The 23,159-nt window shown below is 56.0% G+C and carries 16 protein-coding genes; 7 read left to right on the forward strand and 9 right to left on the reverse strand.

Annotated elements, in window-relative coordinates:
- Nucleotides 1–50: 50 nt before the first annotated feature.
- The 6 genes from HHJ17_RS00805 to purN all read right to left on the reverse strand — a co-directional run bounded on the left by HHJ17_RS00805 (nucleotide 51) and on the right by purN (nucleotide 11,217).
- Nucleotides 51–1,643 (reverse strand): NERD domain-containing protein, encoded by a 1,593-nt coding sequence (locus tag HHJ17_RS00805; protein ID WP_296500165.1) that lies wholly within the window; start codon nucleotides 1,641–1,643, stop codon nucleotides 51–53.
- A 4-nt stretch (nucleotides 1,644–1,647) separates the two neighbouring features.
- Nucleotides 1,648–3,207 (reverse strand): hypothetical protein, encoded by a 1,560-nt coding sequence (locus HHJ17_RS00810; RefSeq protein WP_296500167.1) that lies wholly within the window; start codon nucleotides 3,205–3,207, stop codon nucleotides 1,648–1,650.
- A gap of 7 nt (nucleotides 3,208–3,214) precedes the next feature.
- Nucleotides 3,215–4,999 (reverse strand): ATP-binding domain-containing protein, encoded by a 1,785-nt coding sequence (locus HHJ17_RS00815; RefSeq protein WP_296504668.1) that lies wholly within the window; start codon nucleotides 4,997–4,999, stop codon nucleotides 3,215–3,217.
- A gap of 80 nt (nucleotides 5,000–5,079) precedes the next feature.
- Nucleotides 5,080–6,915, reverse strand: a complete 1,836-nt coding sequence (locus HHJ17_RS00820; protein ID WP_296500171.1) for a DUF1998 domain-containing protein — start codon at nucleotides 6,913–6,915, stop codon at nucleotides 5,080–5,082.
- Nucleotides 6,912–10,160 (reverse strand): helicase-related protein, encoded by a 3,249-nt coding sequence (locus HHJ17_RS00825; RefSeq protein ID WP_296500173.1) that lies wholly within the window; start codon nucleotides 10,158–10,160, stop codon nucleotides 6,912–6,914. The genes HHJ17_RS00820 and HHJ17_RS00825 overlap by 4 nt, the downstream gene beginning before the upstream one ends.
- Before the next feature lie 466 nt (nucleotides 10,161–10,626).
- Nucleotides 10,627–11,217: a phosphoribosylglycinamide formyltransferase gene (gene purN, locus HHJ17_RS00830; RefSeq protein WP_296504669.1), complete on the reverse strand. Its 591-nt coding sequence runs from the start codon at nucleotides 11,215–11,217 to the stop codon at nucleotides 10,627–10,629.
- A 15-nt stretch (nucleotides 11,218–11,232) separates the two neighbouring features.
- On the opposite strand from purN, the gene HHJ17_RS00835 reads away from it, so the two are divergent.
- Genes HHJ17_RS00835 through HHJ17_RS00845 form a run of 3 tightly spaced genes read left to right on the forward strand, consistent with a single transcriptional unit; the run spans nucleotide 11,233 to nucleotide 14,283 of the window.
- Nucleotides 11,233–11,931 (forward strand): YceH family protein, encoded by a 699-nt coding sequence (locus HHJ17_RS00835; protein WP_296504670.1) that lies wholly within the window; start codon nucleotides 11,233–11,235, stop codon nucleotides 11,929–11,931.
- Between the two features lie 44 nt (nucleotides 11,932–11,975).
- Complete coding sequence (locus HHJ17_RS00840; protein ID WP_296504671.1) at nucleotides 11,976–13,154, forward strand: acyl-CoA dehydrogenase family protein; 1,179 nt, start codon at nucleotides 11,976–11,978, stop codon at nucleotides 13,152–13,154.
- 13 nt (nucleotides 13,155–13,167) lie between these two features.
- Nucleotides 13,168–14,283: an acyl-CoA dehydrogenase family protein gene (locus HHJ17_RS00845; protein ID WP_296504672.1), complete on the forward strand. Its 1,116-nt coding sequence runs from the start codon at nucleotides 13,168–13,170 to the stop codon at nucleotides 14,281–14,283.
- Between the two features lie 20 nt (nucleotides 14,284–14,303).
- Here HHJ17_RS00845 and HHJ17_RS00850 read toward each other — a convergent pair whose 3' ends face one another.
- Nucleotides 14,304–15,200: a DNA ligase gene (locus tag HHJ17_RS00850; protein ID WP_296504673.1), complete on the reverse strand. Its 897-nt coding sequence runs from the start codon at nucleotides 15,198–15,200 to the stop codon at nucleotides 14,304–14,306.
- Nucleotides 15,201–15,265: 65 nt separating this feature from the next.
- A complete protein-coding gene (locus tag HHJ17_RS00855; protein WP_296504675.1) occupies nucleotides 15,266–15,823 on the reverse strand; it encodes an HNH endonuclease in 558 nt (185 codons plus the stop codon).
- Between the two features lie 175 nt (nucleotides 15,824–15,998).
- Here HHJ17_RS00855 and HHJ17_RS00860 point away from each other — a divergent pair, with 175 nt between their 5' ends.
- The 4 genes from HHJ17_RS00860 to HHJ17_RS00875 are packed head-to-tail and all read left to right on the forward strand — an operon-like array spanning nucleotide 15,999 to nucleotide 22,091.
- On the forward strand, nucleotides 15,999–16,982 hold the full coding sequence (locus HHJ17_RS00860; RefSeq protein ID WP_296504677.1) for a bifunctional riboflavin kinase/FAD synthetase: 984 nt from the start codon (nucleotides 15,999–16,001) through the stop codon (nucleotides 16,980–16,982).
- Complete coding sequence (ileS, locus tag HHJ17_RS00865) at nucleotides 16,975–19,857, forward strand: isoleucine--tRNA ligase (RefSeq protein WP_296504678.1); 2,883 nt, start codon at nucleotides 16,975–16,977, stop codon at nucleotides 19,855–19,857. Before HHJ17_RS00860 ends, ileS begins: the two co-directional genes overlap by 8 nt.
- Entirely contained in the window at nucleotides 19,857–20,390 is a 534-nt protein-coding gene (gene lspA / locus HHJ17_RS00870; RefSeq protein WP_296500192.1) for a signal peptidase II, read from the forward strand. The genes ileS and lspA overlap by 1 nt, the downstream gene beginning before the upstream one ends.
- Nucleotides 20,391–20,414: 24 nt before the next feature.
- Nucleotides 20,415–22,091: a Na/Pi cotransporter family protein gene (locus HHJ17_RS00875; RefSeq protein ID WP_296500193.1), complete on the forward strand. Its 1,677-nt coding sequence runs from the start codon at nucleotides 20,415–20,417 to the stop codon at nucleotides 22,089–22,091.
- Here HHJ17_RS00875 and HHJ17_RS00880 read toward each other — a convergent pair.
- Entirely contained in the window at nucleotides 22,075–23,070 is a 996-nt protein-coding gene (locus HHJ17_RS00880; RefSeq protein WP_296500196.1) for a quinone oxidoreductase, read from the reverse strand. The genes HHJ17_RS00875 and HHJ17_RS00880 overlap by 17 nt on opposite strands.
- Between the last annotated feature and the right edge of the window lie 89 nt (nucleotides 23,071–23,159).

Genomic DNA, 23,159 nt, shown 5'->3' on the forward strand with positions numbered 1-23,159 from the left:
GACTGCTTTGTTGAAACGAGTCGATGTATTTCAAAGCTAAAGTTCGAGCGCTAATCACAATTTAGCTCAATCACCGCAAGATAAGCTCGGGCTCTGCTCATTGCAACATAGTGATACGTTAGGTTTTCAGACCGTTTTGCGTTCGGTATATCCACCACAACAATGGCGTCGTTCTCTAGCCCTTTGAAATCATGAATTTGAGAAAAACTGACCAAATCCGGTGGAAAGCTCCTGATCAAGTATGAATCGAGTGGTTGAATGACTTGATGCCAATTTGGCGGCAACAATCGCACAATCGATTCGTTGTAAGGAACTGGGGAAAGGATAGTAATTTGTGAGTGGGTCATACCACCCTTCACCAGTTCATCTAGTTGATTTGCCAATATCTTGACTGCATCTTCTTTCGTTGAAACGCAAAACTCCCTGACTGCCGGCCCATAACCAGAACCGCGGACACCCATGTCAGCGCCAAGACGAAATTTAATGTTTTCCAGAATTTTCAGAGTGTTTCGGCAATTGGTCCGCAAAGGTACCCGTGTAGGTTGATATTGCTCAATGCGATGAAGTGCCCCAGCCTCCGTGGGTACAAGCAAGCCACTTTGATTCTGGAAATCAGCGAAGAGTGCCCAGCGGCCATTTTGGAATCCGTTCAGCAAATAGGCTTCCAGTTTGTCGATTAGCACAACCCGCATCAAGTCTTGCGCTTCATCAACAATGATCGCGTCAAATTGTGAAATGCGTGCACGCTGGGCGGCAATCTCCAAGCCATCAAAAGTTGAAATGACCAAGCCGCGAATATTCAGGCGCACGTCCAACCAGGCCTTTAGCCATGGTGATGAACAGGCGAAAAGAACCTTTGATCCAGTCGCTGTCCATCGTCGTGCCAATTCTGCCGCGAGAAACGTTTTGCCAGTTCCTGCACCACCAATGCAAAGCGTACGGGGATTGGCTTCGACGACATCAACCCAAGTGAGTTGGTCTTCAGTCATCCGAATTGAGCTGTCGATTACTTGCTCAGTTTGGATGCGCAACGGAACGATAGCCTCAAAATCAGGGCGAAGAAATTTTTGAATGAGATCAACAGCGGCGTCTGAAGCCACAGAATCGCGAGCGACACCAAATGCTTTCGACTGCCAATGCTCAAAAAGATTGACGAGCCAACTGTCAAAACCGCGAAAACCTCTCGCATCCGCCAACACAGCCGGATCCCATTCGGAACCCGTTTGCCTCCAGTCGCAATCCGGAAAAATCACACCATAGCCAATGACAAATTGATTCAAGATGTCACTTGAAAACTCAGATTTCAGCCGTGCCAGCAAGCCATGCAAGGCAGATTCAGCTTGTCGAAATGGACTTTCTTTTCCTTCGTGTGCTTGACCATTTCTGTCCGTAAAAGTCCATCGACCATTCGTGCATGAAACGCCGCCACCCTTGACCTCAAGTACGAACAAACCTTGTGGCCCACACAATAGGAAATCAATTTCCCCAAAGCGTTTGTGTTTATGACGGGACAAGTTGAGCGAATGAAATGCCGTTAAAAGCGTGTCACCGCTCTCATTGACTTCTGCAGTCCGAAGGCAATCGAATACCTTTTGTTCGGCTTGACTATGCGTTCTGTAGGGTGTCGCTGGAATCATCCGCATAGACTTAGCCCGCCAGCACTTCGAGCATTTTTCGGATTTCTAAGTCGACTTTGACGGGAACGTTAACTTGCTGGCTGAGATGACTGAGCAGATTTTCGGAAACTACAGTGCTCTCAACTGCCTTTACCTCACCCGGAAGGATCAGGTCAAAACCACCATTGCCGACCTCAAGTCGAAATTTTCCTGTGCCCACGCGAATTCGAGTTTCAATGACATCGGGCCATTTAAGTTTCCGAGCCAAACTTATAGAAGCCTCTGTTTGCTGCTTGCTAAGCTTGCGATCTTTGCCCGTCAATAGCTCGCGCAATGGTTGGCACCTTGCCGGCGGCATACCAAGGTCAAGACGTGTGTCAGCCAGCTTATGGGACGCAGCAGCCATGCGGTGTGACACCGCAGCATACATGCCGCTTGTCTCGCGAATGGTCTGGGGAACACCCTGCCAACCCTCGCGCGAAGCAAAAAGAATAGCAGCTGCAATTTTGTCGATCACAGTGACGTCAAAGTCTAATGCAACAAAATCGAGTAACTCGTCAGAATGTTGACGCAAGAAAAATAGCAAAAGCGCATGAGAGAAAGGTCCTGGGTGTCTTTCAAACAACTCTTTGTGTGTGTATCTGGCCAGCCCAGATGTGCCACGCAAATCATCAATCAATTTCTGAAACTTGCTAGCAATTGATGGCTCCGAGGTTGACGCTTGCTCCAAAAAATGTAGCGCAGCATAGCCTGCATCTGAAGGGTTTCCGTCAATGTCAGGCGGCTCGATGATTCGTTCAACTACGCCCCAAAATAGCCTCGACCGCAATTCTGCGATGGACGGATTGTTGCCGGATGTCATCAACTGATCCACTGCTTTGCGGAACGGACTTTCAGCAGTGAAAAGGCCGTCAATACAAGCGTCGAATGCCAGTCGGCATGCATCGACAGCGGCTCCATTCAGATTGCCGAAGGAAAAGAGCAGGGCCGCAGCGGCACCCTGGGCTGAAATTGACGCGACTGCAAGTGTTGGCAAGGCTTCTGGCATTGCCTTCGGTGGCCACGTGGACTGAGCGGCAAAGTCATCTGCGGTCACTGGGCATTTGCAGATACTGATCGGAAAAGCGCTCGCTGGAATAGTGGATATTTCGCCTGATCGTACAAGATAGGCATCCCGCGCATCAATTGTCTCAAAGGTAACACCGGTGACGCAGGTGACGGGTAATGGAGCAGGAATGAAAAGCGCCGTCACGTCTTGTTCACCTGCCAATGGCAGATGCATTTCTTTCAGATCACCATCACTGGCAACGCTGAAAGCTCGACCAGAAAACTTGCTGATGTCTATCTCAAGCAGGGCGAAGTGCCCTGAACGGATTGCTGCTGCGTCGCGTACCTGATGCGGAACGCGATTCAGAAAGACGGGAATCCAGCCCGGTGCCATTTCAGTACAGTCTGGATAATAGGGATCCATGCTGTGATTTGGCAAAACCATACCAGCCGACTGCCAGTTCATCAAGTTGTAATGGTTACTTGGGAGAAGCCAACGGTCTTTTGATACGACGGGCTCCGGTTGTTTTTTCTTGGTTGCCATGGTTTTGTTACCCTCTAAGGAGATTTTTATCGGTGGGCAGAATGACTGAAACAGGGCATGGGTTTGCTGTATTTTGGATCATGATCACGCGCTCGATGGCGCGACTCACCATGACATAAAAAAGCATTCTTCTTTCATCTTCGATAGCTGGCCAACATTTGAATTGATCTATGTCTGCGATAACGACGTAATCGAATTCAAGCCCTTTGCAAGCTTGTGCGTTGAGCAAAATAATTCCACCGAATGCGAAATCGGGGAGAACCCTGTCATCTTTGGCGTAGCTATCAATTCGAGGCTTTTCATTGCTCAGGCTTAAGACTGCTTTCTCAAATGCTTGCTTGTAGCGTTGCCGAACCTCGTTATCCGGACATAAAACGCCAATAAGCTTTGTGGGAGCACTATCCGCAGTGAGCAAGATTCGGCGAATGATTTTTAAGAACTCTGGTTCAGAACCATCGTATTTTTCGAGCACAGGTACTTCAGCCGTCCTAGTCGTCAATGGCAAATTGGGCGGGACATTCTGGGGTGAAGTGATGTGGAAACTTCTAGCGAGTTGGGCGACTGGATACGAATTTCGGTGGTTGTAGGTCAACTGCACCACATGTTCGACCGTAAATCTTTCCTTTGACGATGCACTCGCGCTGAATCTCAAGCTGGCTGTCTTCTCTAAGGCGTTGCACAAATCGGGATAGTTGGAGTTTGAATCTTGATGCAATATTTGATTGAAGTCCGCAACTACAAAAATGTTCTCGTAACCCATTTCAACAAGGATTTCGTAAAAATCCTTAGGCATATCCTGCCCCTCATCGATAACAAGGTATGACTCGTTGGGCTTGGGTATGGCTACACCGCGCGGAAATTTGGCATCAAGCTGAAAACGTACAGCGGACCAATCGATTTGAAAAACATGTTCACGATGAGGGCAAGCAGTACCGACAAGATTTCTCCATGTAGATCGGAACCAGGCAATCCATGTGTCTGCCCGAATGGTCATGTTTAGGTTGTTTGCAGTCTTTGCATCCAAATTCTTGCTTGCGTGAACCAACAACTGATTGAAGGCTAGAAATTTATGCGGATGCCTTTTTCGGGCTAATCGTCGGGCACGAAGAAGCGCTATTACCGATTTGCCGGTCCCAGGACCACCGAGCAATAAATAGGAGGCAGTTTCTGGAAGGTCTAGCGCAAAGTCCTGCTCCATCGTTGTCTTGTCTGGCAAACGAAAACGTCTAGGCTGACTACCCCCAATTTGGGTTACCAAGGTTGGTCCGTTGATAGGTTTCCATTTTGGGTCAATTGGCGATGGATTCACAAGTTCAAATCTAAATTGAAAGTATCCTTTTTGACCGAAAAGGGCACCATGAAGGCTTGGGTCTAGCCCTTCAAACGCACTCCATTCATCGGCGGAAATCAACTCAGTTGGGTAAGGTTGTTCAGTAATCCGAACAGTAACGTTGTCAGTTCTATTCGTTAAGCGAAATAGGTCACCGACATGCACATCGCTATATTCAAGCGAGTCGCTTGAGAACGCTGTTCTTTCACCTGAGCGAATAAGCTCAAGCGAAGTTCTATTTTCCAACCCTTTTCGCGTCTTGTAGACGATGTTCTTAAAAATGGATCCGTCGTTCCAACTGTCGGAACCTTTGAATCGTTGTGATGTCCGCATAGCTGGTTGAAGCTGAATGGTCTTTACTGCTAGTGTGGTGCCCGTTTGTGGAGTCGAAGGGGTCATTGATGGCATTGAGATGCTGCTCTTGGCTCCAAAATCACGCGTTCTTATGTAGTTTGAATCCAAGGGCGAGCCACATTCTGAACAGAAATTGGCGTCTTGCCGACTGTCGATTCGACCACATTGTTGGCACTGATGCGAGGTACTCATAACGCGAACTCAAGCGGTGAGGCAATCCCCTTGCTGTGATCACCCTTGACGAAAGTTCGGTCCAGAATTTCATTACCCAGCACACATGCTGGTTCAGGTATCAATGCACAGCCATGGCAGGCGGATCGGTTCAATTGGTGTGGGCCCTGTCCTTCATGTTCGGAACAGACAGGGTCCAGCGAACACCATTCGGCTTTTCTGAAGGTCTCAGACAACACAGCTAGAAATCGCTCAGGCTTGGCAAGTTCGGATAGGCCGCCAAGGGAGCCTGCAACGTCTGGCACTGCCACATAGATCAATAAACCGGCCATGTTTGAGCCGCAGTAAATACGCTCTTTTAGGGACGATGCCGGGTAGCCGGCAGATGTCTCAAACTGGCGGATCAACATGTGCGACAGTGTGTGCAGCAAAATAAACCGTGGCGTGATGCGCCCGTTTGGAGGTTGTTGCATACCGCCATTTGTTCGTACTTGATCGTCCAATCCTGCTGCTTCAAATCGTTCTTGCAATTCCGCTGCGATTTTGATGACACTGGGTTGTTGCTCCCATTGTCCAAGTGCTTTTTCAGACAACACAAGAAATACACCCTCCCCGAACAACTCAATAGCAGGCAGCCAAGCTTCTTGACCTACGATATTGGGCGGCACAGGTGGAGTCGGACCACCAAGCCGTGTAAAGCCCTTGAATACTCGGATTTCCCGCAATCGTTTGACATCAATCAGCTCCTGTATCACGCCAATGCATGCGAGCTCACGCTCGCCGCCAATTCGATCAGCCAAATGCTTCCATTGGCTGGTACGCGAAAATGTCACCAAATCTTCGTCTTCACGTTGGTCGGGGAATGTTGTCAAGATTGCCCTGAACTCATCCTCCTGCATCTGTCCAGGCGAAAACGTTTCACCATACAAAGGAAAACCATCTGGTTGATCAATTTCTTCCCATGCCTTCTTGACCTCACTAAGAAGGCATCCAAATTTATCCTTTATATTTCTAAAAAAGAGTTCACGCGATTTTGCATTTCTTGCATTTTTTAGTGCAACTTTGTCTGGGCCACTTCGATAAAGCAAGTCAGTAACACTGCCTCGTTCAATACGAGATTCAGGCGGGATGACCAATGCAGAGCACATTGGAACCGCATAGAGTCCAGGACTGCTTACGTCGGCTATCCTTACCTCCGGCACTACGTCTTCTGGAACTTGCAGAACCGCATCCTTTTCATTAAGCCAAGGTTGATGCCGAACTACGTTTAGACCAGCATTTTGATTGATGTTGTCGTCTTGATCAACTTTTCCGCTACCGCCCTTGCTACAGCCCTTCACTGTACATTCAAGTGTCCAACGTTTACCGGTATTGTTTTCATGGAGTTTGATCGTTTGCTTTTGCCAGTCATGTCGGCAGTTGCTGCCTCGGTGAAGCAACCAGTGCCACGGCACGTCATCCATGCGCCCGAAATTGTCAATAACAACCCAAGGGTATTGGTCGAGCGGGTGTCCGCAAGCTGTGCAACACGGTCCGGTTTTGGGGTCATGGGGCTGATTCCATGGTCGCCAATGCATTAGTTCGCAATTCTTATTGCTGCACCGCATCCATGATGGAAACCGCATACCAGGCAGAAGTGTTTGTGGATCACCATCAATTCCCTTGGGGGGTTCATGCAATTGCTGACTCAACTCAAGAGCACACCGAACCCTCTCAAGGTAGGGGATAGGATAAGTGACGGGCCACGTGCGGGTGTCTTTGATTGTGTAGAGGTATCGCTCTGAGCGAATAATCGAACCGATGCCCGCAAAGCCTAGCAGATGGGAAAATCTTACCGGGATAAGTTCGCTCATGTCAATTTCACCAAGGCAACGTGCTCCACGTTTCGCATCGACTGAAGTGTCGGCCATACGCCTTTGATGCGGGCATCAAAGTCATACAGCAAACGTTCTGAGTTCTTTTGTTTGTCACTTTCAGAGTATTTGATCGGCATGATATTGGCATTCACCTCGATAAAGGCACGCCATTCGTGTTGCAGAGTTTCGAGGTGTGCAGCAGTGGCATCGCCCCGATCGGAATCGGCATTACGACACCGGTTTTCAAGCATGGTAATCAGGTTAGAAATATGGGGAACTGCAGGATCGAAGTCTTGCACTGCTGCTTCTGACAACAAACCTGCCCCATGGCGCATCACGATAACCAAGGCCGCGTGCAGTGCACGCTTACGACATGGGTAGGAAAATGGCGTGACGCTTGTCGGCTCTACATGGCGGTAAAAGGACTCGTGGTACGCACGAAAGCTCTCAAAGTGCGACCAACTTCGGACCTGATTACGGTAATAGTTGGTGAAAACAATGCCCGGCACATCGCCACGGCCCACACGGCTGCTGGCCTGGATGTATTCCGCCGTGGTCAGAGGTTGGCCGTTCACGATCATGGCTGCCAGCCGGGGAATATCAACACCTACTGAGATCATGTTGGTAGAAACCAAAACGTCGAGTCGGTCATCGTCCTGCCATGTTTTGGCGAGTCTGGCAAAGGTGGTGTGGTTGGTATCGCCATCCACAACACTGGACAACTGCTGCACTCGTCTGCGAGTCGAATCCAGTCGGTCAGGACAGCGCTCGTCATTACCAGACTGAGGCGACTGCGCTTTCGCTGCCTGGATGTAAGCCTCGATATATCGCCGTGCATCCTTGTCGATGGCGTTGTACGCGTTCCCAATGCCTTTCAGACTGCCGTGGTATGAGACCAATGTCCACCAAGCATCCAGCAACAGTTCACGTTCTGACTGATCATCGAACAGGATGGTGGGGGCTGCCAGTAAAGCCGCAGCCAACGGCGTAATCGATTCCGCGGGCGCGCGAGCAGGGGCCAGATAGCCTACATACATCCGCCCAGGTCTTTGTTCAATCGGAACGGTCTTTGCAAAATATGCATCGTCAGCGGATAGACCTGGCGGAGGAAAAATGGCGGTTTCTCTCGCATACAACTGGCGCACCTGTTCGGCTGCGTTGCGAATTGTTGCAGACGAGGCAACGTATTTTGGTCGCACACCTTTGCTTTGAATAACGGTATCAATAGCGGCTTCGTACACCCCTGCCACAGAACCTAGTGGTCCGGCAATTAAGTGGAGTTCATCCTGAATAATTAAATCAGGTGGCCTGTTACCTGATCGACCAAAAAATACCGAGGTTCGTGGATCCCATGCCAGACGGGCGAATTTGTCGATGGTGCCAATAAGCAGTGTCGGCGGATTTTCAAACAAGGCTTCATCAACCACATTGCAAGGCAGTGCCTCGCAACCATTGTGAGTTGAAAACGAACAGTCGGCGTTGTGGCATTGAAAATGGAAACTGGTCGCCGTTGCACGATAGTTGGTGGGTGCTTGAAACGCGGTTCCACACCAAGGGCATTGTGTGACCAATAGTTTTTTTGGTACCGTTTTTCTTGCAGTACTTTCAACTACGGTATCTACAGCGTTGTGAAAAGTATTGGGGCTGGTGTTGCCGCCTACCCAAATTCCGATATCGATCTGCGTTGAACCCAATCCCAAAGCTGGTTCTGCTTTTCTGAGGTGCTCAAGCGCAAAGATAAGCCTGTTTGCGCGTTCAAATTGCTGTGCGGTAAGAAGACGGAGGGTGTATCGCATTAACACGGTGGTGCCGCCGCCAGTTGCCAGAAATTTTCTCCTACGCCAAGCGATGACAAAAGCACACAGAGCAAGATACGCTTCAGTCTTGCCACCACCAGTCGGGAACCAGATCAGATCCACCAAATCTCGGTCACCTGAATCCTCGTCGATAGACGAGACAAGCGATGTAAGAACAAAGCCAAGTTGAAATGGTCGCCAACGAGGTGCGCGCGGTGTTTGACCGTTCACTTGCTGGCTTTGCTTCATTTGAAGCAGCATGGCGCGGTTGGCAATTGAGAACGCCAATTGAGCCACCTTATCATCTTGCAACCGTTTGATCCCGTTTCTCATTCGCGACAGCGTTTGGCTGACACGCGCCAAAATTCTATTAGCCGCCGGTTGGTGTGCAGTAAGTTGAGTGGCGGTTTGTTCACGCTCTGTAAGCCAGTCGGCATAACCATCAACGAAATCAGACAATGATTGAATTACCGCCGTTGGGTTGTTGGTGATTTCAGCCAAAAAAGCCAGATCAAGCGCATTTTCACTTTCGTTCCCTGTATCTGCAGTCACCTGCGGTACCTCAACCGTGGGTAAAAAATCGGCACGTATTTTTGCTATTGGTCCCTTCGCAGGATCGCCCCAATCTACCGCTGCCCCATGGCCAATGGCGTAAATGCGCCTGTGTTGGTATTGCAGCTCAAGGTCTTGGTCTTCGTCGTTTAGCAATGATGGATCAGTTCGTGGGTAGTCGCCCACCACGCCAGAAAGAATTCGGCATTCAAGTTCCACTTCGAATAGAGTAGATTCCTCCTTCTTTCTCTGCCAGGCTTTTGCATCGGGGAATTCATTTATTGACGCGCATACTTGGTTGTTGCACAGGGAAACGGTAACAATCCAACCAAGCCCATATCGGCGCCAAAGGGTCTGTATGACGCCCTTTGATTTACCATCGGGATGATCATGTGAAGTTTCGAAAATCTCAACCGAACGAAAATCTGGCTGCAAAGCGATATTTGAGGGCGAGAATGGAATGAGTGTTTCCTCCGCTCTTGACAACGGATATCTAGTCCACACACGATGTTCATCTTTAACGTTTGTGTCGTTGATTTTATATCGCACGCCCCACGCGCGAACTTCCAGTTGAGCGTTTTCCCCCACGATGTAAAACGAAAATCCAACAGAAGAAGGGGGTACATAGCGAACATAGCTGACTTGACTTGGTTCGGCACCATCAGCGCTCATGCCACTTACATCTTCGCTCAAGTCGACCTCAACAACGGATTCAGTCGCTTTCGCCATGACAGGGAAAAGCACGCCACACTGAAATCGCTCTGAAGGCTTCATCCCCGTCAGATTCGTTGCGGTGTCGTCGTTGTCGTTATCTGATCCAAAACCAAATAGTTGTGTACGCATCCATCGGTAGAGACGCATTCGTTCTTCGCTGAAGTTCATTTTCAATTCCATCAATGAATCGACGAATTGGTCTGGCTAAGTCTCCAAAACCCGATAGAACATCGCGATAAATACCGGTCGAGAACTATCATCATCAATTCTCCCTTACGCACTATCTTTTAAAGCGCTTTATGTGAATATTGGCGTGGAGAATAACGCATTTTTCCAGATAGAAATAAGCCGAGCCGTGATCGAATGGCGCCTCCGGGTGCTAGTTTGGACAGCCTCTATGACTGTTTTGGGCACGTTGCCGAATGCCACGAACGGCTTCTGACTGGAGTTGCACTGGAGAACCCGAAAGCTGCAGGTGGTGAGCACCCGCTAAGGGTCTTCAGCAGACGATCACAAGCTTGTCAACAATCGCACAAACAACAGGTATCAGTTTGCTAACAAAGGCGAATCTGGCGGCGTCTCTCTGTAGATACCAAATTTATAAGAAAACAGGCTGTAGCCCCCGTGCAATAAGCGCACGAAGCTATTATTTTTGTAGTAATTGCGCAATCGCCTGCGCATAGATGAGATGCTCTTGCGTCAGCACCCGCGCCGCCAGCGTGTCGTGCGTATCGCCGGGCAGCACCGGCACCACCGCTTGCGCCAGGATCGGGCCATGGTCCAGCTCGGCGGTGACCTGGTGCACGGTCGCCCCGGCTGACCGGCAACCGGCGTCAATAGCGCGCTGATGCGTGTGCAGCCCGGGAAATGCCGGCAGCAGCGAGGGGTGGATGTTCAGCAGCCGGCCCGCGTAACGAGCCACGAACCCAGGGGTCAGAATCCGCATGAAACCGGCCAGCACCACCAGCGCCGGTTGCCCCGGTTCATCAAAACGATCAATTGCCTGAGACAGCGCCTCGTCAAACGCCTCGCGCGAGGCAAAGGATTTATGGTCCAGCACCTTGGTCGCAAGGCCATGTTCTTGCGCAAAAATCAGACCCTGCGCGGTCGCCTTGTTGCTGATGACTGCGGCTACCCGAGCCCCCAATTTGTCGTGCCAGCCATCGCGTTTTGCGGTTTTAACGATGGCAGCCATGTTGGAGCCGCCGCCTGAGATCAAAATAACAATGTTTTTCATACCTGGCTTAATTTTATGACGTTGACTCCCTCCTCCCCCCCGCTCACCCCGATCCTGACGCCCATCGAGGCCCGCGTGCTCGGCACCCTGATGGAAAAGGCCCGCACCGTGCCAGACAGCTACCCGCTCAGCCTCAACGCGCTGCTGACGGGTTGCAACCAAAAAACGACGCGCGATCCGCTGATGGAGCTGACGGAAGCACAAGTGGCGACGGCGATTGACGAGCTTAAATCGGCCGGGCTGGTGCGTGAAACCAGCGGTGGCCGTACCACGCGCTATGAACATAACTTTCAGCGTGGCATCGGCGTTTATGAACAAGCGGCCGTGCTATTGGGGATGTTGATGCTGCGCGGGTCGCAAACGGCGGGCGAATTGCGCCTGAATACCGAGCGCTGGTACAAGTTTGCCGACATCTCCTCCGTCGAGGGTTTTTTGGAAGAACTGCAGGACCGCTCGCCGGAAAAAGGCGGCCCCTTGGTCGTCAAGCTGGCGCGCGGCCCCGGCACCCGGGAGCAGCGCTGGGCCCATCTGCTGTGCGGCCCGGTGGACGCGACGCAGACTGGCGCGGAGCACGCATCACGTTCCGGCGACGGATCGGTCACCGGCAACCTGGCGGCGCGCATCGACCAACTCGAAACGCAAATGGCGCAATTGCGTGAAACGGTACAAAAACTGTGCAGCGAACTGGGCGTGTCACCCCCCGGACAGAGTTAGCCGAACGACCGTGCTAAAAATGCGGGATATTTGGAGACCCGTTTATGGATTTGGCCTTTACCCCTGAAGAGCAGCAGTTTCGCGAAGACATTCGCGCCTGGGTGAGTGAGAACCTGCCGCCCGACATCTCGCACAAAGTGCACAACGCCCTGCGGCTGAGCCGGGACGACATGCAACGCTGGGCCAAAATTCTGGGCAAGAAAGGCTGGCTCGGCCATGGCTGGCCCAAGGAATTTGGCGGCCCGGGCTGGAACTCGGTCCAGAAACATCTGTTTGAAGAAGAATGCGCGCTGGCGGGCGCCCCGCGCGTGGTGCCGTTTGGCCCGGTGATGGTGGCGCCGGTGATCATGGCGTTTGGCAATGCCGAGCAGCAACAGCGCTTTTTGCCCGGCATCGCCAGCGGCGACGTCTGGTGGAGCCAGGGTTACAGCGAGCCGGGCGCCGGCTCGGATCTGGCCTCGGTCAAAACCCGCGCCGAACGGCAGGGCAAGCACTACATCGTCAATGGGCAGAAAACCTGGACCACCTTGGGCCAGTACGGCGAATGGATTTTTTGCCTGGTGCGCACCAGCACCGAGGGCAAACCGCAGACCGGCATCAGCTTTCTGCTGATCGACATGGCCTCGCCCGGCGTCACCGTGCGCCCGATCGTGCTGCTGGACGGCGAGGCTGAGGTCAATGAGGTCTTTTTTGACAATGTCGAAGTGCCGGTGGAGAACCTGATTGGCGAAGAAAACAAGGGTTGGACCTACGCCAAGCACCTGCTGAGCCATGAGCGCACCAACATTGCCGACGTGAACCGCGCCAAACGCGAACTGGAGCGCCTCAAACGCATTGCCAAGGCAGAAGGTGTTTACACCGACACGCGCTTTCGCGACGAAATCGCCAAGCTGGAAGTGGACGTGGTGGCGCTGGAGATGATGGTGTTGCGCGTGCTGGCCGCCGAGAAATCCGGCAAGCAGTCGCTCGACATTGCCGGCCTCTTGAAGATTCGTGGCAGCGAGATTCAACAACGCTACAGCGAACTGATGATGCTGGCGGCCGGACCTTACGCGCTGCCGCTCATTCACGAGGCGATGGAAGCCGGCTGGCAGGGCGAGGCGGTGGGCGCGGCTTACTGCGCGCCGCTGGCCTCCACCTACTTCAACATGCGCAAGACCACCATTTACGGTGGCAGCAATGAAGTGCAACGCAACATCGTTTCCCAAGTCGTACTCGGATAAAAGGACTCTCATCATGGATTTTGATTTTTCTGACGACCAGGAACAACTGCGCGACGCGGTGCGCAAATGGGTGGACAAGGGCTACAGCTTCGAGCGCCGGCGCGCGGCGGTCAAAGCCGGTGGCTTTTCCCGTGACGCGTTCCAGGAGATGGCCGATCTCGGCCTGTGCGGCCTGTACATTCCGGAGGCCCATGACGGGATGGGCATGGGCCCGGTCGAGGGCATGGTGGTGATGGAGGAGCTGGGGCGCGGCATCGTGCTGGAGCCCCTGGCCCAAAGCCTGATCGCCGGTGGCGTGCTGAGCGGCTACGCCCCTGACGCCGTCAAATTGGCCTGGCTGCCCCAAGTGGCCAGCGGCGCAGCGCTGGTGGTGCTGGCGCACCAAGAGCGCGCCGCCCGCTACCGGCTCGATGTTTGCGAGGCTAAAGCGACTCCGGCCCCCGTCGGCTATACGCTAACAGCTACAAAAAGCATAGTACCGACCGGCGATCTGGCGAATGCCTTCATCGTGCCAGCCATGGTCGACGGCCAACTGGCCTTGTTTCTGGTGGAACGCACCGCCAGCGGTGTCCACACCCGGGGCTACGGCACACAAGACGGCAGCCGCGCCGCCGAACTCACACTGCAAAATGCGCCCGCCACCCTGATCACGCTTCACGGCTTGACCGCGCTGGAACATGCGGTGGATATCGGCATTGCCGCCACCTGCGCTGAAGCGGTCGGCGTGATGGACAAAACCCTGACTATTACCGCCGACTACCTCAACACGCGCAAGCAGTTTGGCGTCGTCATCAGCAGCTTCCAGGCCTTGCGGCACCGCGCTGCGGACATGAAAATGCAACTCGAACTGGCGCGCTCCATGAGCTACTACGCCGCGCTCAAACTCAACGCGCCCGCGCAGGAGCGGCGAGCGGCGATGGCCCGGGCCAAATACCAACTGGGCAATTCCATGCGTTTTGTGGGACAGCAGGCGGTGCAACTGCATGGCGGCATCGGCGTCACCGACGAATACATCGTGAGCCATTACTTCAAAAAGCTGACCCAGCTGGAGATGACGTTTGGCGACAGCCTGCATCACCTCGGTGAAGTAGCCCGCCGGATGCAGGACACCGCCGGCGTGTTTGCCTGAGCTGAGGCCTTGGCCTGCGTTTACTCGGCTTCACGCACCCGCAAAAAGCTGGCAAAACGCGGCAACCCCGTCGGAGTCCGCTCCCGGTACCGGTAGGTGACGAACGCCCCCAGCCGCGGTGGCGTGGCGCGCTGGGCGTCGGTCAAACCGGTGCCCAGGGCAAAGCGCTGGCCGTTCGGCATTTCCAGCACCAGCGCCCCCAAACGTCCTGCATGGCGGCCCTTGCCGGGCTGGTAGGCCACCACCCGCGCGTCTTCATCCGGGATCACTTTGAGCTTGCGCAGTGCATCGCTGCGCCCGGGTTTCCAGTCGGCATCGGCGCGATGCAGCACCAGCCCTTCGGCGCCCTCGCCCACGATTTGCAGCAGTTCCAGTTGCAGCGATTCGCGATCAGGCACGCGGGACTGCGGAACCGCTTTGAGCCACGGCACGTCCACCGAATCGACCAGAGACACGACACGCGCCGCCCGCTCGCCAAACGAACCCCGTCCGCCCGGCAGGTCAAAAATCATGTAACTCAGTTCATGCCATTCGGCATCCACCGGAACGCTGCGGCGAACGATGCCAGAGAGGCGATCAAAACTGCGGCGGCCAAGCCACAATTCGCCATCCAGTGGGGTGTCCGGCAGCGCCGCCGTGAACCAGTCGGGTGCTGCAATGCGCCGACCACTGCGAAAACGCAGCGTGTGGCCATCCCAAAACGCACGCACGCCATCGAGTTTCTCACTGACCAGAAAACCAAGCGGATCAAGCCCGGCGCGCCAATGTTTGGCCAGCATGAGCGCCGGCGGCACAACAGAAGGGGTTTGAACGGCGGACTGGTCCACCCGGGCCGCCGGTGCGGCCGCCGTAAAAAAGGCACTGCCCAAAAGCAATGCCCAGTGGGTCGCCTGTCTGCCGACTGTTCGAGAAGCCATCGTTATTCTCCCTGGGACTCAGTTAGGGAAAGTGTAACGATGCGGATGGCGATGGATACCCACTTTCAGGAAACCAGACGCGACGACTTTGGCACATGTGCCATCAAAAACTCCATCTGGTCAGCCAGGATGCGGCGATTGCGCAAAATGAAGTCTTCCCATAGGCTGGGCACATACGGGGTGTACAGCAGCGGCATATGGGCCTGTTCGGGCGTGCGGTGGCTTTTGCGGTGGTTGCAGGGCCGGCATGAGGTGACCACATTCATCCAGGTGTCGATGCCGTTCTGGGCGAATGGAATGATGTGCTCCCGCGTCAGGACTTCTTCATGAAAATGTTCGCCGCAATAGGCACAAATATTGCGGTCCCGCGCGAACAGCTTGCTGTTGGTCAACCCTGGCTTCAGGTTGAAGGGATTGATGCTTGATACGCCCCGGGTGCCAATGATGCTGTTGACGGTGATGATGGATTGCACGCCGGTGAGCGCGTTATGGCCCCCATGAAAGACGGCGACTTCTCGCCCCATCTCCCAGCGCACTTCTTCCGCGGCGTAATGAATCACCGCTTGCTCCAGCGAAATCCACGATTGGGGCAGCCCTTGGGCTGACAGCTTCAAGACCTTCAAAACACGCCTCCTGGAACAGTAAATGAACCACTGACACGAAATCCGATTGCCGCTTGCAGCAGGGCAAATTTCTTCGCTCCGCCGCCTAGGACACAATATACGCTGTTTTTATGACAATTTGGCGTCCAGCGCTTCAGTCAATGGCGCAGTCTGCTATCAAAAAGATACCGATCCAATGAAGGTTTTTCGCGGCTTACATCACCCCGGCGTCGCGCAATCCTGCGCGCTGACCATTGGCAACTTTGACGGCGTGCACCGGGGCCACAAAGCCATGCTGGCGCTCCTGCGCGGCGAGGCCCAGCAGCGCGGCGTATCGAGTTGCGTCCTGACATTTGAGCCGCATCCACGCGATTATTTCGCCGCCGTCTCCCATCAGCGTGAGCGGGCCCCCGCCCGCATTGGCACCCTGCGCGACAAACTGACTGATCTGGCCCAGTGCGGCGTGGACCAGACGGTGGTGTTGCCGTTTGACGCACGGCTGGCGGCCTTGTCGCCCCAGGCGTTCATCGACGAGGTGCTGGTCAAGGGGCTGGGCACCCAATATGTGCTGGTGGGCGATGATTTCCGCTTTGGTTTCCGCCGCGCCGGCGACTACACCCTGCTGGATGCGGCTGGGGTCGCGCAAGGCTTTGACGTGGCGCGCATGAACAGCTATGAGGTGCACGGCTTGCGCGTTTCCAGCTCGGCCGTGCGTGACGCGCTGGCGGAAGGCCGCATGGACGACGTGACGCGGCTGCTGGGGCGACCCTACCGCATCTCGGGCCATGTGGTGCACGGCCGCAAACTGGGGCGCGAACTGGGTTTCCGGACCCTGAACCTGCGCTTTGCCCACTGGAAACCCGCCGCCAGCGGCATTTTTGTGGTGCTGGTGCATGGCTTGACCGAACTGCCGCTGGCGGGCGTTGCCAACATCGGCATTCGGCCGTCACTCGACCCGTCCGATATCAATGGCGGGCGGGTGCTGCTGGAAACCCATTGCCTGGATTGGCCCGCCAGCCTCGGCCCCGAGGGGGCCTACGGTAAAATTATCCGAGTTGAACTCCTTCACAAACTGCACGACGAGCTGAAGTACGACTCCCTTGACGCGCTGACGGCTGGCATCAACCGTGATTGCCAGCAAGCGCGTGCGTACTTTGCAACCCAGCGCCACCATGACTAATACACCCACGCCTGCTACTGAAACCGTCACCAAGACCGACTACCGCGCTACCCTCAACCTGCCGGACACCCCGTTTCCGATGCGCGGTGATCTGCCCAAGCGTGAGCCGGGCTGGGTCAAAAACTGGGAAGACCAGGGCCTTTACAAGAAACTGCGCGCAGCCAGAGCGGGGGCACCCAAGTTCGTGCTGCACGACGGCCCGCCCTACGCCAACGGCCAGATTCACATGGGTCATGCTGTCAACAAAATCCTGAAAGACATGATCGTCAAGGCGCGCCAGCTGCAAGGCATGGACGCCGCTTACATCCCGGGCTGGGACTGCCACGGCCTGCCGATTGAGAACGCGATTGAAAAGAAGTTTGGCCGCAAGCTGCCGCGCGACGAGATGCAGGCCAAGAGCCGCGCCTACGCCACCGAGCAGATCGACCTGCAGCGCACCGACTTCAAACGCCTGGGCGTGCTGGCCGAGTGGGACAACCCGTATCGCACCATGGATTTCAAGAACGAGGCCGAAGAACTGCGCGCCTTCAAACGCGTGGTGGAACGCGGCTTTGTCTACCGCGGCCTCAAACCCGTGTACTGGTGTTTTGACTGCGGCTCCAGCTTGGCCGAGTTTGAAATCGAATACGCCGACAAAAAATCACAAACGCTGGATGTTGCGTTCTTAAGCGCCGAACCGGCCAAACTGGCGGCCGCCTTTGGCTTGACGGCGCTCGACAAAGAAGCGTTTGCCGTGATCTGGACCACCACCGCCTGGACCATTCCGGCCAATCAGGCGCTCAATCTGAACCCGGAACTGACCTACGCGCTGGTCGACACCGAGCGCGGCCTGCTGCTGCTGGCCGAGAGTCTGGTCGACAAATGCCTGGAACGCTTCCAGCTCACCGGTACCGTGGTCGCCACCACCCAGGGCAAAACCCTGGCGGGCCTCAACTTCAAACACCCGCTGGCCCATGTGGATGCCGGTTATGACCGCCTGAGCCCGATCTACCTGGCCGACTACGCCACTGCGGATGACGGCACCGGCATCGTTCACTCGGCACCTGCTTATGGGGTAGAGGATTTCAACTCCTGCGTCGCGCACGGCATGGCCTACGACGACATCCTGAACCCGGTACAAGGCAACGGCGCTTACGAGCCCGAACTGGCGCTGTTCGGCGGCCAACACATCTGGAAAGCCTGCCCGGTCATCATCGACACCTTGCGCGAAGCCGGCCGCCTGATGGCCACCTCTGACATCGTGCACAGCTACCCGCATTGCTGGCGCCACAAAACGCCGGTCATCTACCGCGCCGCTGCCCAGTGGTTCATCCGCATGGACGAAGGCGAAGGCGTCTTCACCAAGGACAAAGCGCCCAAATCGTTGCGTCAACTGGCGTTGGACGCGATTGAAGAAACCGCGTTTTACCCTGAGAACGGCAAAACCCGCCTGCGCGACATGATTGCCGGCCGGCCCGACTGGTGCATCTCCAGACAGCGCAGTTGGGGCGTGCCGTTGCCCTTCTTTTTGCACAAAGACAGTGGCGAACTGCACCCGCGCACCATGGAGATTCTGGACATCGCCGCCGACATGATCGAGCAAGGCGGAGTGGAAGCCTGGAGCAAGGTCACGACCGAATCGATTCTCGGTGCGGTGGATGCACAAGCCTACAGCAAGAGCAGCGACATTCTGGAAGTCTGGTTTGACTCCGGCACCACCCACACCACCGTGCTCAAGGGCTCGCACGCCGGCGCCGGCCACGCGACCGGCCCGGAAGCCGACCTGTACCTGGAAGGGCACGACCAGCACCGCGGCTGGTTCCACTCGTCCCTGCTGACGGCCTGTGCCATGTACGGCCGCGCGCCCTACAAAGGCATCCTGACCCACGGCTTCACCGTGGACAGCAAGGGCCACAAGATGAGCAAGAGCCAGGGCAACGGCGTCGATCCGCAAGAGACCTCGAAGAAGCTCGGCGCCGAAATCATCCGTTTGTGGGTGGCGGCCAGCGACTACTCCGGCGACATTGCCGGCGACGAAAAAATCCTGGCCCGCGTGGTGGACACCTACCGCCGTGTGCGCAACACGCTCAAATTCCTGCTGGCCAACGTCAGCGACTTTGACCCGGCGGCGGACACCGTGCCGCTGGCCCAGATGCTGGAGATTGACCGTTACGCCCTGAGCCGTGCGGCACAGTTGCAGGCCGACATCCTGGCGCATTTTGAGGTCTATGAATTTCACCCGGTGGTGGCCAAGCTGCAAATTTACTGCTCGGAAGACCTTGGTTCGTTCTACCTTGACGTGCTGAAAGACCGGCTCTACACCACGGCACCGAAGTCGCTGGCCCGGCGCAGTGCGCAGACCGCGCTGTGGCAAATCACGCAAGCCATGCTGCGCTGGATGGCGCCGTTCCTGAGCTTTACCGCGGAAGAGGCGTGGGCGGTGCTGGGTACGGCAGGCAAAACGCCAGCCAAAACCAAAGAGTCGATTTTCCTGGACACCTACGTTCAGCTGGCGGCGCCCGATACCGCCTTGCTGGCCAAGTGGGCCCGCATCCGCGAGCTGCGCGATGCGGTGAACAAGGACATCGAAACCCTGCGCGCCGAAGGCAAGGTCGGCTCCTCCCTGCAAGCCAATGTGGAACTCACGGTGAATGCCGAGGATTTCGCGCTGCTGACCAGCCTGGGCGATGACCTGAAATTCGTTTTTATCATTTCCGCTATTACTTTAGTAGCTGGTGACGCAATCGCCATAAGGGCTAGCGCCTCAAATGGCATCAAGTGCGAGCGCTGCTGGCATTATTGCGACGACATCGGTGTTGACGCCGCGCACCCCACCTTGTGTGGCCGCTGCACCAGCAACCTGTTCGGCGCCGGTGAAACCCGAGCGTTTGCCTGATGGCCCGCAAACCAGGCGGGGGGCCTGCCAAATCCAACTTCAGGTCCGGTGGTTCTTCGTCGGGTGGCCTGTTGCAGTGGCTGGGTCTGGCCGCCATCCTGCTGATGGCCGACCAGTTCACCAAGATCTTGATCGTCGGCTTTTACAAACTGGGTGACGCCACCCACGTCACCAGCTTCTTTAACGTGGTGCGGGTGCACAACAGTGGCGCGGCATTCTCGTTTCTGGCCGGGGCGGGGGGCTGGCAACGCTGGTTCTTCACGGCCATCGGCCTCCTGGCGGCGGCCTTGATTGTGTGGATGCTCAAGTCGCACGCCGGACAAAAACTGTTTGCTTTTGCCCTGGCCTGCATTCTGGGCGGCGCCATTGGCAATGTGATTGACCGGGTGCTGTATGGCTACGTGGTCGACTTTCTGGACTTTCACTGGCGCGGCTGGCACTTTCCGGCCTTCAATCTGGCCGACAGCGCCATCACCATCGGCGCCGCTTGTCTGATCCTGGATGAACTGCTGCGCGTGCGGCGCGGGCGCTAGGCCAGACAAACAACGGGGACTGCCTTGACGCACCTGCTGAACCTCCTGGCCGCGATTGCCCTGCTGGTCTGGGGTACGCAACTGGTGCGCACCGGCATCCTGCGCGTGCTGGGCGCCAATTTGCGCAACGTGCTGGCGCAGAGCGTCAGCAACCGGTTCAAAGCCACGGTCTCGGGCATTGGCGTTACGGCACTGGTGCAGTCCAGCACGGCCACCGCACTCATCGTGTCGGCCTTTGTCGGCCAGGGACTGATGTCGCTGCCTGCGGCGCTGGCGGTGATGCTGGGCGCCGACATTGGCACCAGCCTGATGGCCGTGCTGTTCTCGCGTGATCTGTCCTGGCTGTCGCCGCTCTTCATCTTGATCGGGGTGGTGCTGTTCATTGCCCGCCCATCAACCACGGCCGGGCGGGTCGGGCGGATTCTGATTGGTCTGGGACTGATGCTGCTGGCCCTGAACCTGGTCCGGGAGTCGGCCAATGTCTTGACGCAGGCACCAGCCATCAAAGCCTTGCTGGCCTCGCTCAGCAGTGACTTGCTGCTGGAGATCACCTTGGGCGCCCTGCTGGCCGTGCTGAGCTACTCCAGCCTGGCCATTGTGCTGCTCACCGCGACCCTCGCCAGCACCGGGGTGGTGCCGGTGGACGTGGCGCTGGGCCTGGTGCTGGGCGCCAACCTCGGCAGCGGCCTGCTCTCGGTGCTGACCACCCTCAACGCCAACGTGGAAACGCGTCAGGTGCCGCTCGGCAATCTGGTGTTCAAGGTGTTGGGCGTGGCCATTGCGGCGCCTTTCGTCAGTCTCTGGTTTCAGCATGCCCGCCCACTGCTGGGCGATGTGGCCACCGTCGTCGTGCTGTTTCATCTGGGCTTTAACCTGATGGCGTGGCTGCTCTTCATCGGCCTGACCCAAATGATTGCCCGCTGGGCCGAATCCTGGCTACCCAAACCCAGAAAAAGCAGCAGCACCGGGCGCGCCAGCCATCTGGACCCGTCCGCGCTGACCACCACCTCACTGGCCTTTTCGTGCGCCGTGCGCGAGGCCATGCACCAGGCCGATGTGGTGGAAACCATGCTGCTGGGCCTGCTGGAGGTGATCAAAAACAACGACCACAAGCTGGCGCAGCGTCTACAAAAGATGGCCGATACGGTGAACCTGCTGTACACGGACATCAAGCATTACCTGACCCAAATCTCGCGCGACGCCCTGAGCGAAAAAGAAGGACACCGCTGGAGCGACATCATCAGCTTCACCCTCAACATGGAGCAGATTGCCGACATCATCGGACGGGTGCTGCTGGATGTTGAAGACAAAAAGATCAAGTCAGGGCGGGAGTTCTCGCCGGCGGGCATGACCGAGATCACCGACTTGCACGGCCACCTGGTCAACAACCTGCGCCTGGGCATGAGCGTCTTCCTCAATGGCAATCAGCGCGACGCACAAAAACTGCTGGAAGAAAAAATCCGCTTTCACGATCTGGAGCACGCCTATGCTGCCTCCCACCTGGAGCGCCTGGCCGTCAATACCGTGCCCAGCATGGAAACCAGTTCGCTGCACCTGGACCTGATCAGCGACCTGAAACGCATCAACTCGCTGATCTGCGCCATGGCCTATCCGATTCTGGGCTCGGCCAGCGCGCCCGCACCGACCCGGCAGCGGCGATCGGTGCCGCCCGCCAAGCCCAGTCTCAAAGCGTCAGAATAGTGCAGCCGGTGGTCTTGCGCGCTTCCAGGTCGCGGTGCGCCTGTTGCACGTCTTCCAGCTTGTAGCGCTGGTCGATGCGAATCGTGACCTTGCCGCTGGTCACGGCTTCAAACAAATCATCGGCCATCGCCTGCGTGCTCTCGCGCGTGGCAATGTGGTTGAACAAGGTCTGGCGTGTCACATAAAGCGAGCCCTTGGCGCCCAGCAGGCCGGGAGCAAACGGCGCCACCGGACCGGAAGCGTTGCCAAAGCTGGCCATCAGACCGAACGGTGCCAGGCAGTCGAGCGACTTGTCCCAGGTGTCTTTGCCGACCGAGTCGTACACCACCTTCACGCCCTTGCCGCCGGTGATTTCTTTGACGCGGACCAAAAAGTCTTCGGTGGAATAGTTGATGACAAACGCAGCGCCGTGCTCTTTGGCCAATGCACATTTGGCGTCCGAGCCGGCCGTGCCGATCAGTTGCAAGCCCATGGCGCGGGCCCACTGGCAGGCAATCAGACCGACGCCACCGGCGGCGGCATGGAACAGTACAAAGTCGCCAGCCTGCAAACCGCCCTGCGGCTGGGTGCGCTTCAGCAGGTATTGCGCCGTCAGGCCCTTGAGCATCATGGCGGCGCCAGTCTCGAAAGAAATAGCGTCCGGCAGTTTGCACACGCACTTGGCCGGCATAACGCGCAATTCGCAGTAGCTGCCCGGCGGCTGGCTGGCGTAGGCGGCGCGGTCACCGACTTGCAAGTGCGTCACACCCTCGCCCACCGCCTCCACCACACCAGCGGCTTCCATGCCCAATTGCAAAGGCATTGGCAAAGCGTAAAGACCGCTGCGCTGGTAGACGTCAATAAAGTTCAGACCGACCGCATGGTGACGGATGCGGATTTCACCGGGACCGGGGTCCCCCACGGTGACCTGCACCAGTTTGAGCTGCTCGGGGCCGCCATTTTGATCAATGCGAATGGCGCGGGAAGGAATTGAAGTCATGTCTGAAATTATTAAAGTTGTATCGACCGATATCGTGCCATGAAATACGGCAAGACGTCTTGTCGAGGTCATTCACGCGCCACTTGCTA

The organism is Rhodoferax sp., from assembly GCF_012927445.1.
Taxonomy (GTDB): domain Bacteria; phylum Pseudomonadota; class Gammaproteobacteria; order Burkholderiales; family Burkholderiaceae_C; genus Rhodoferax.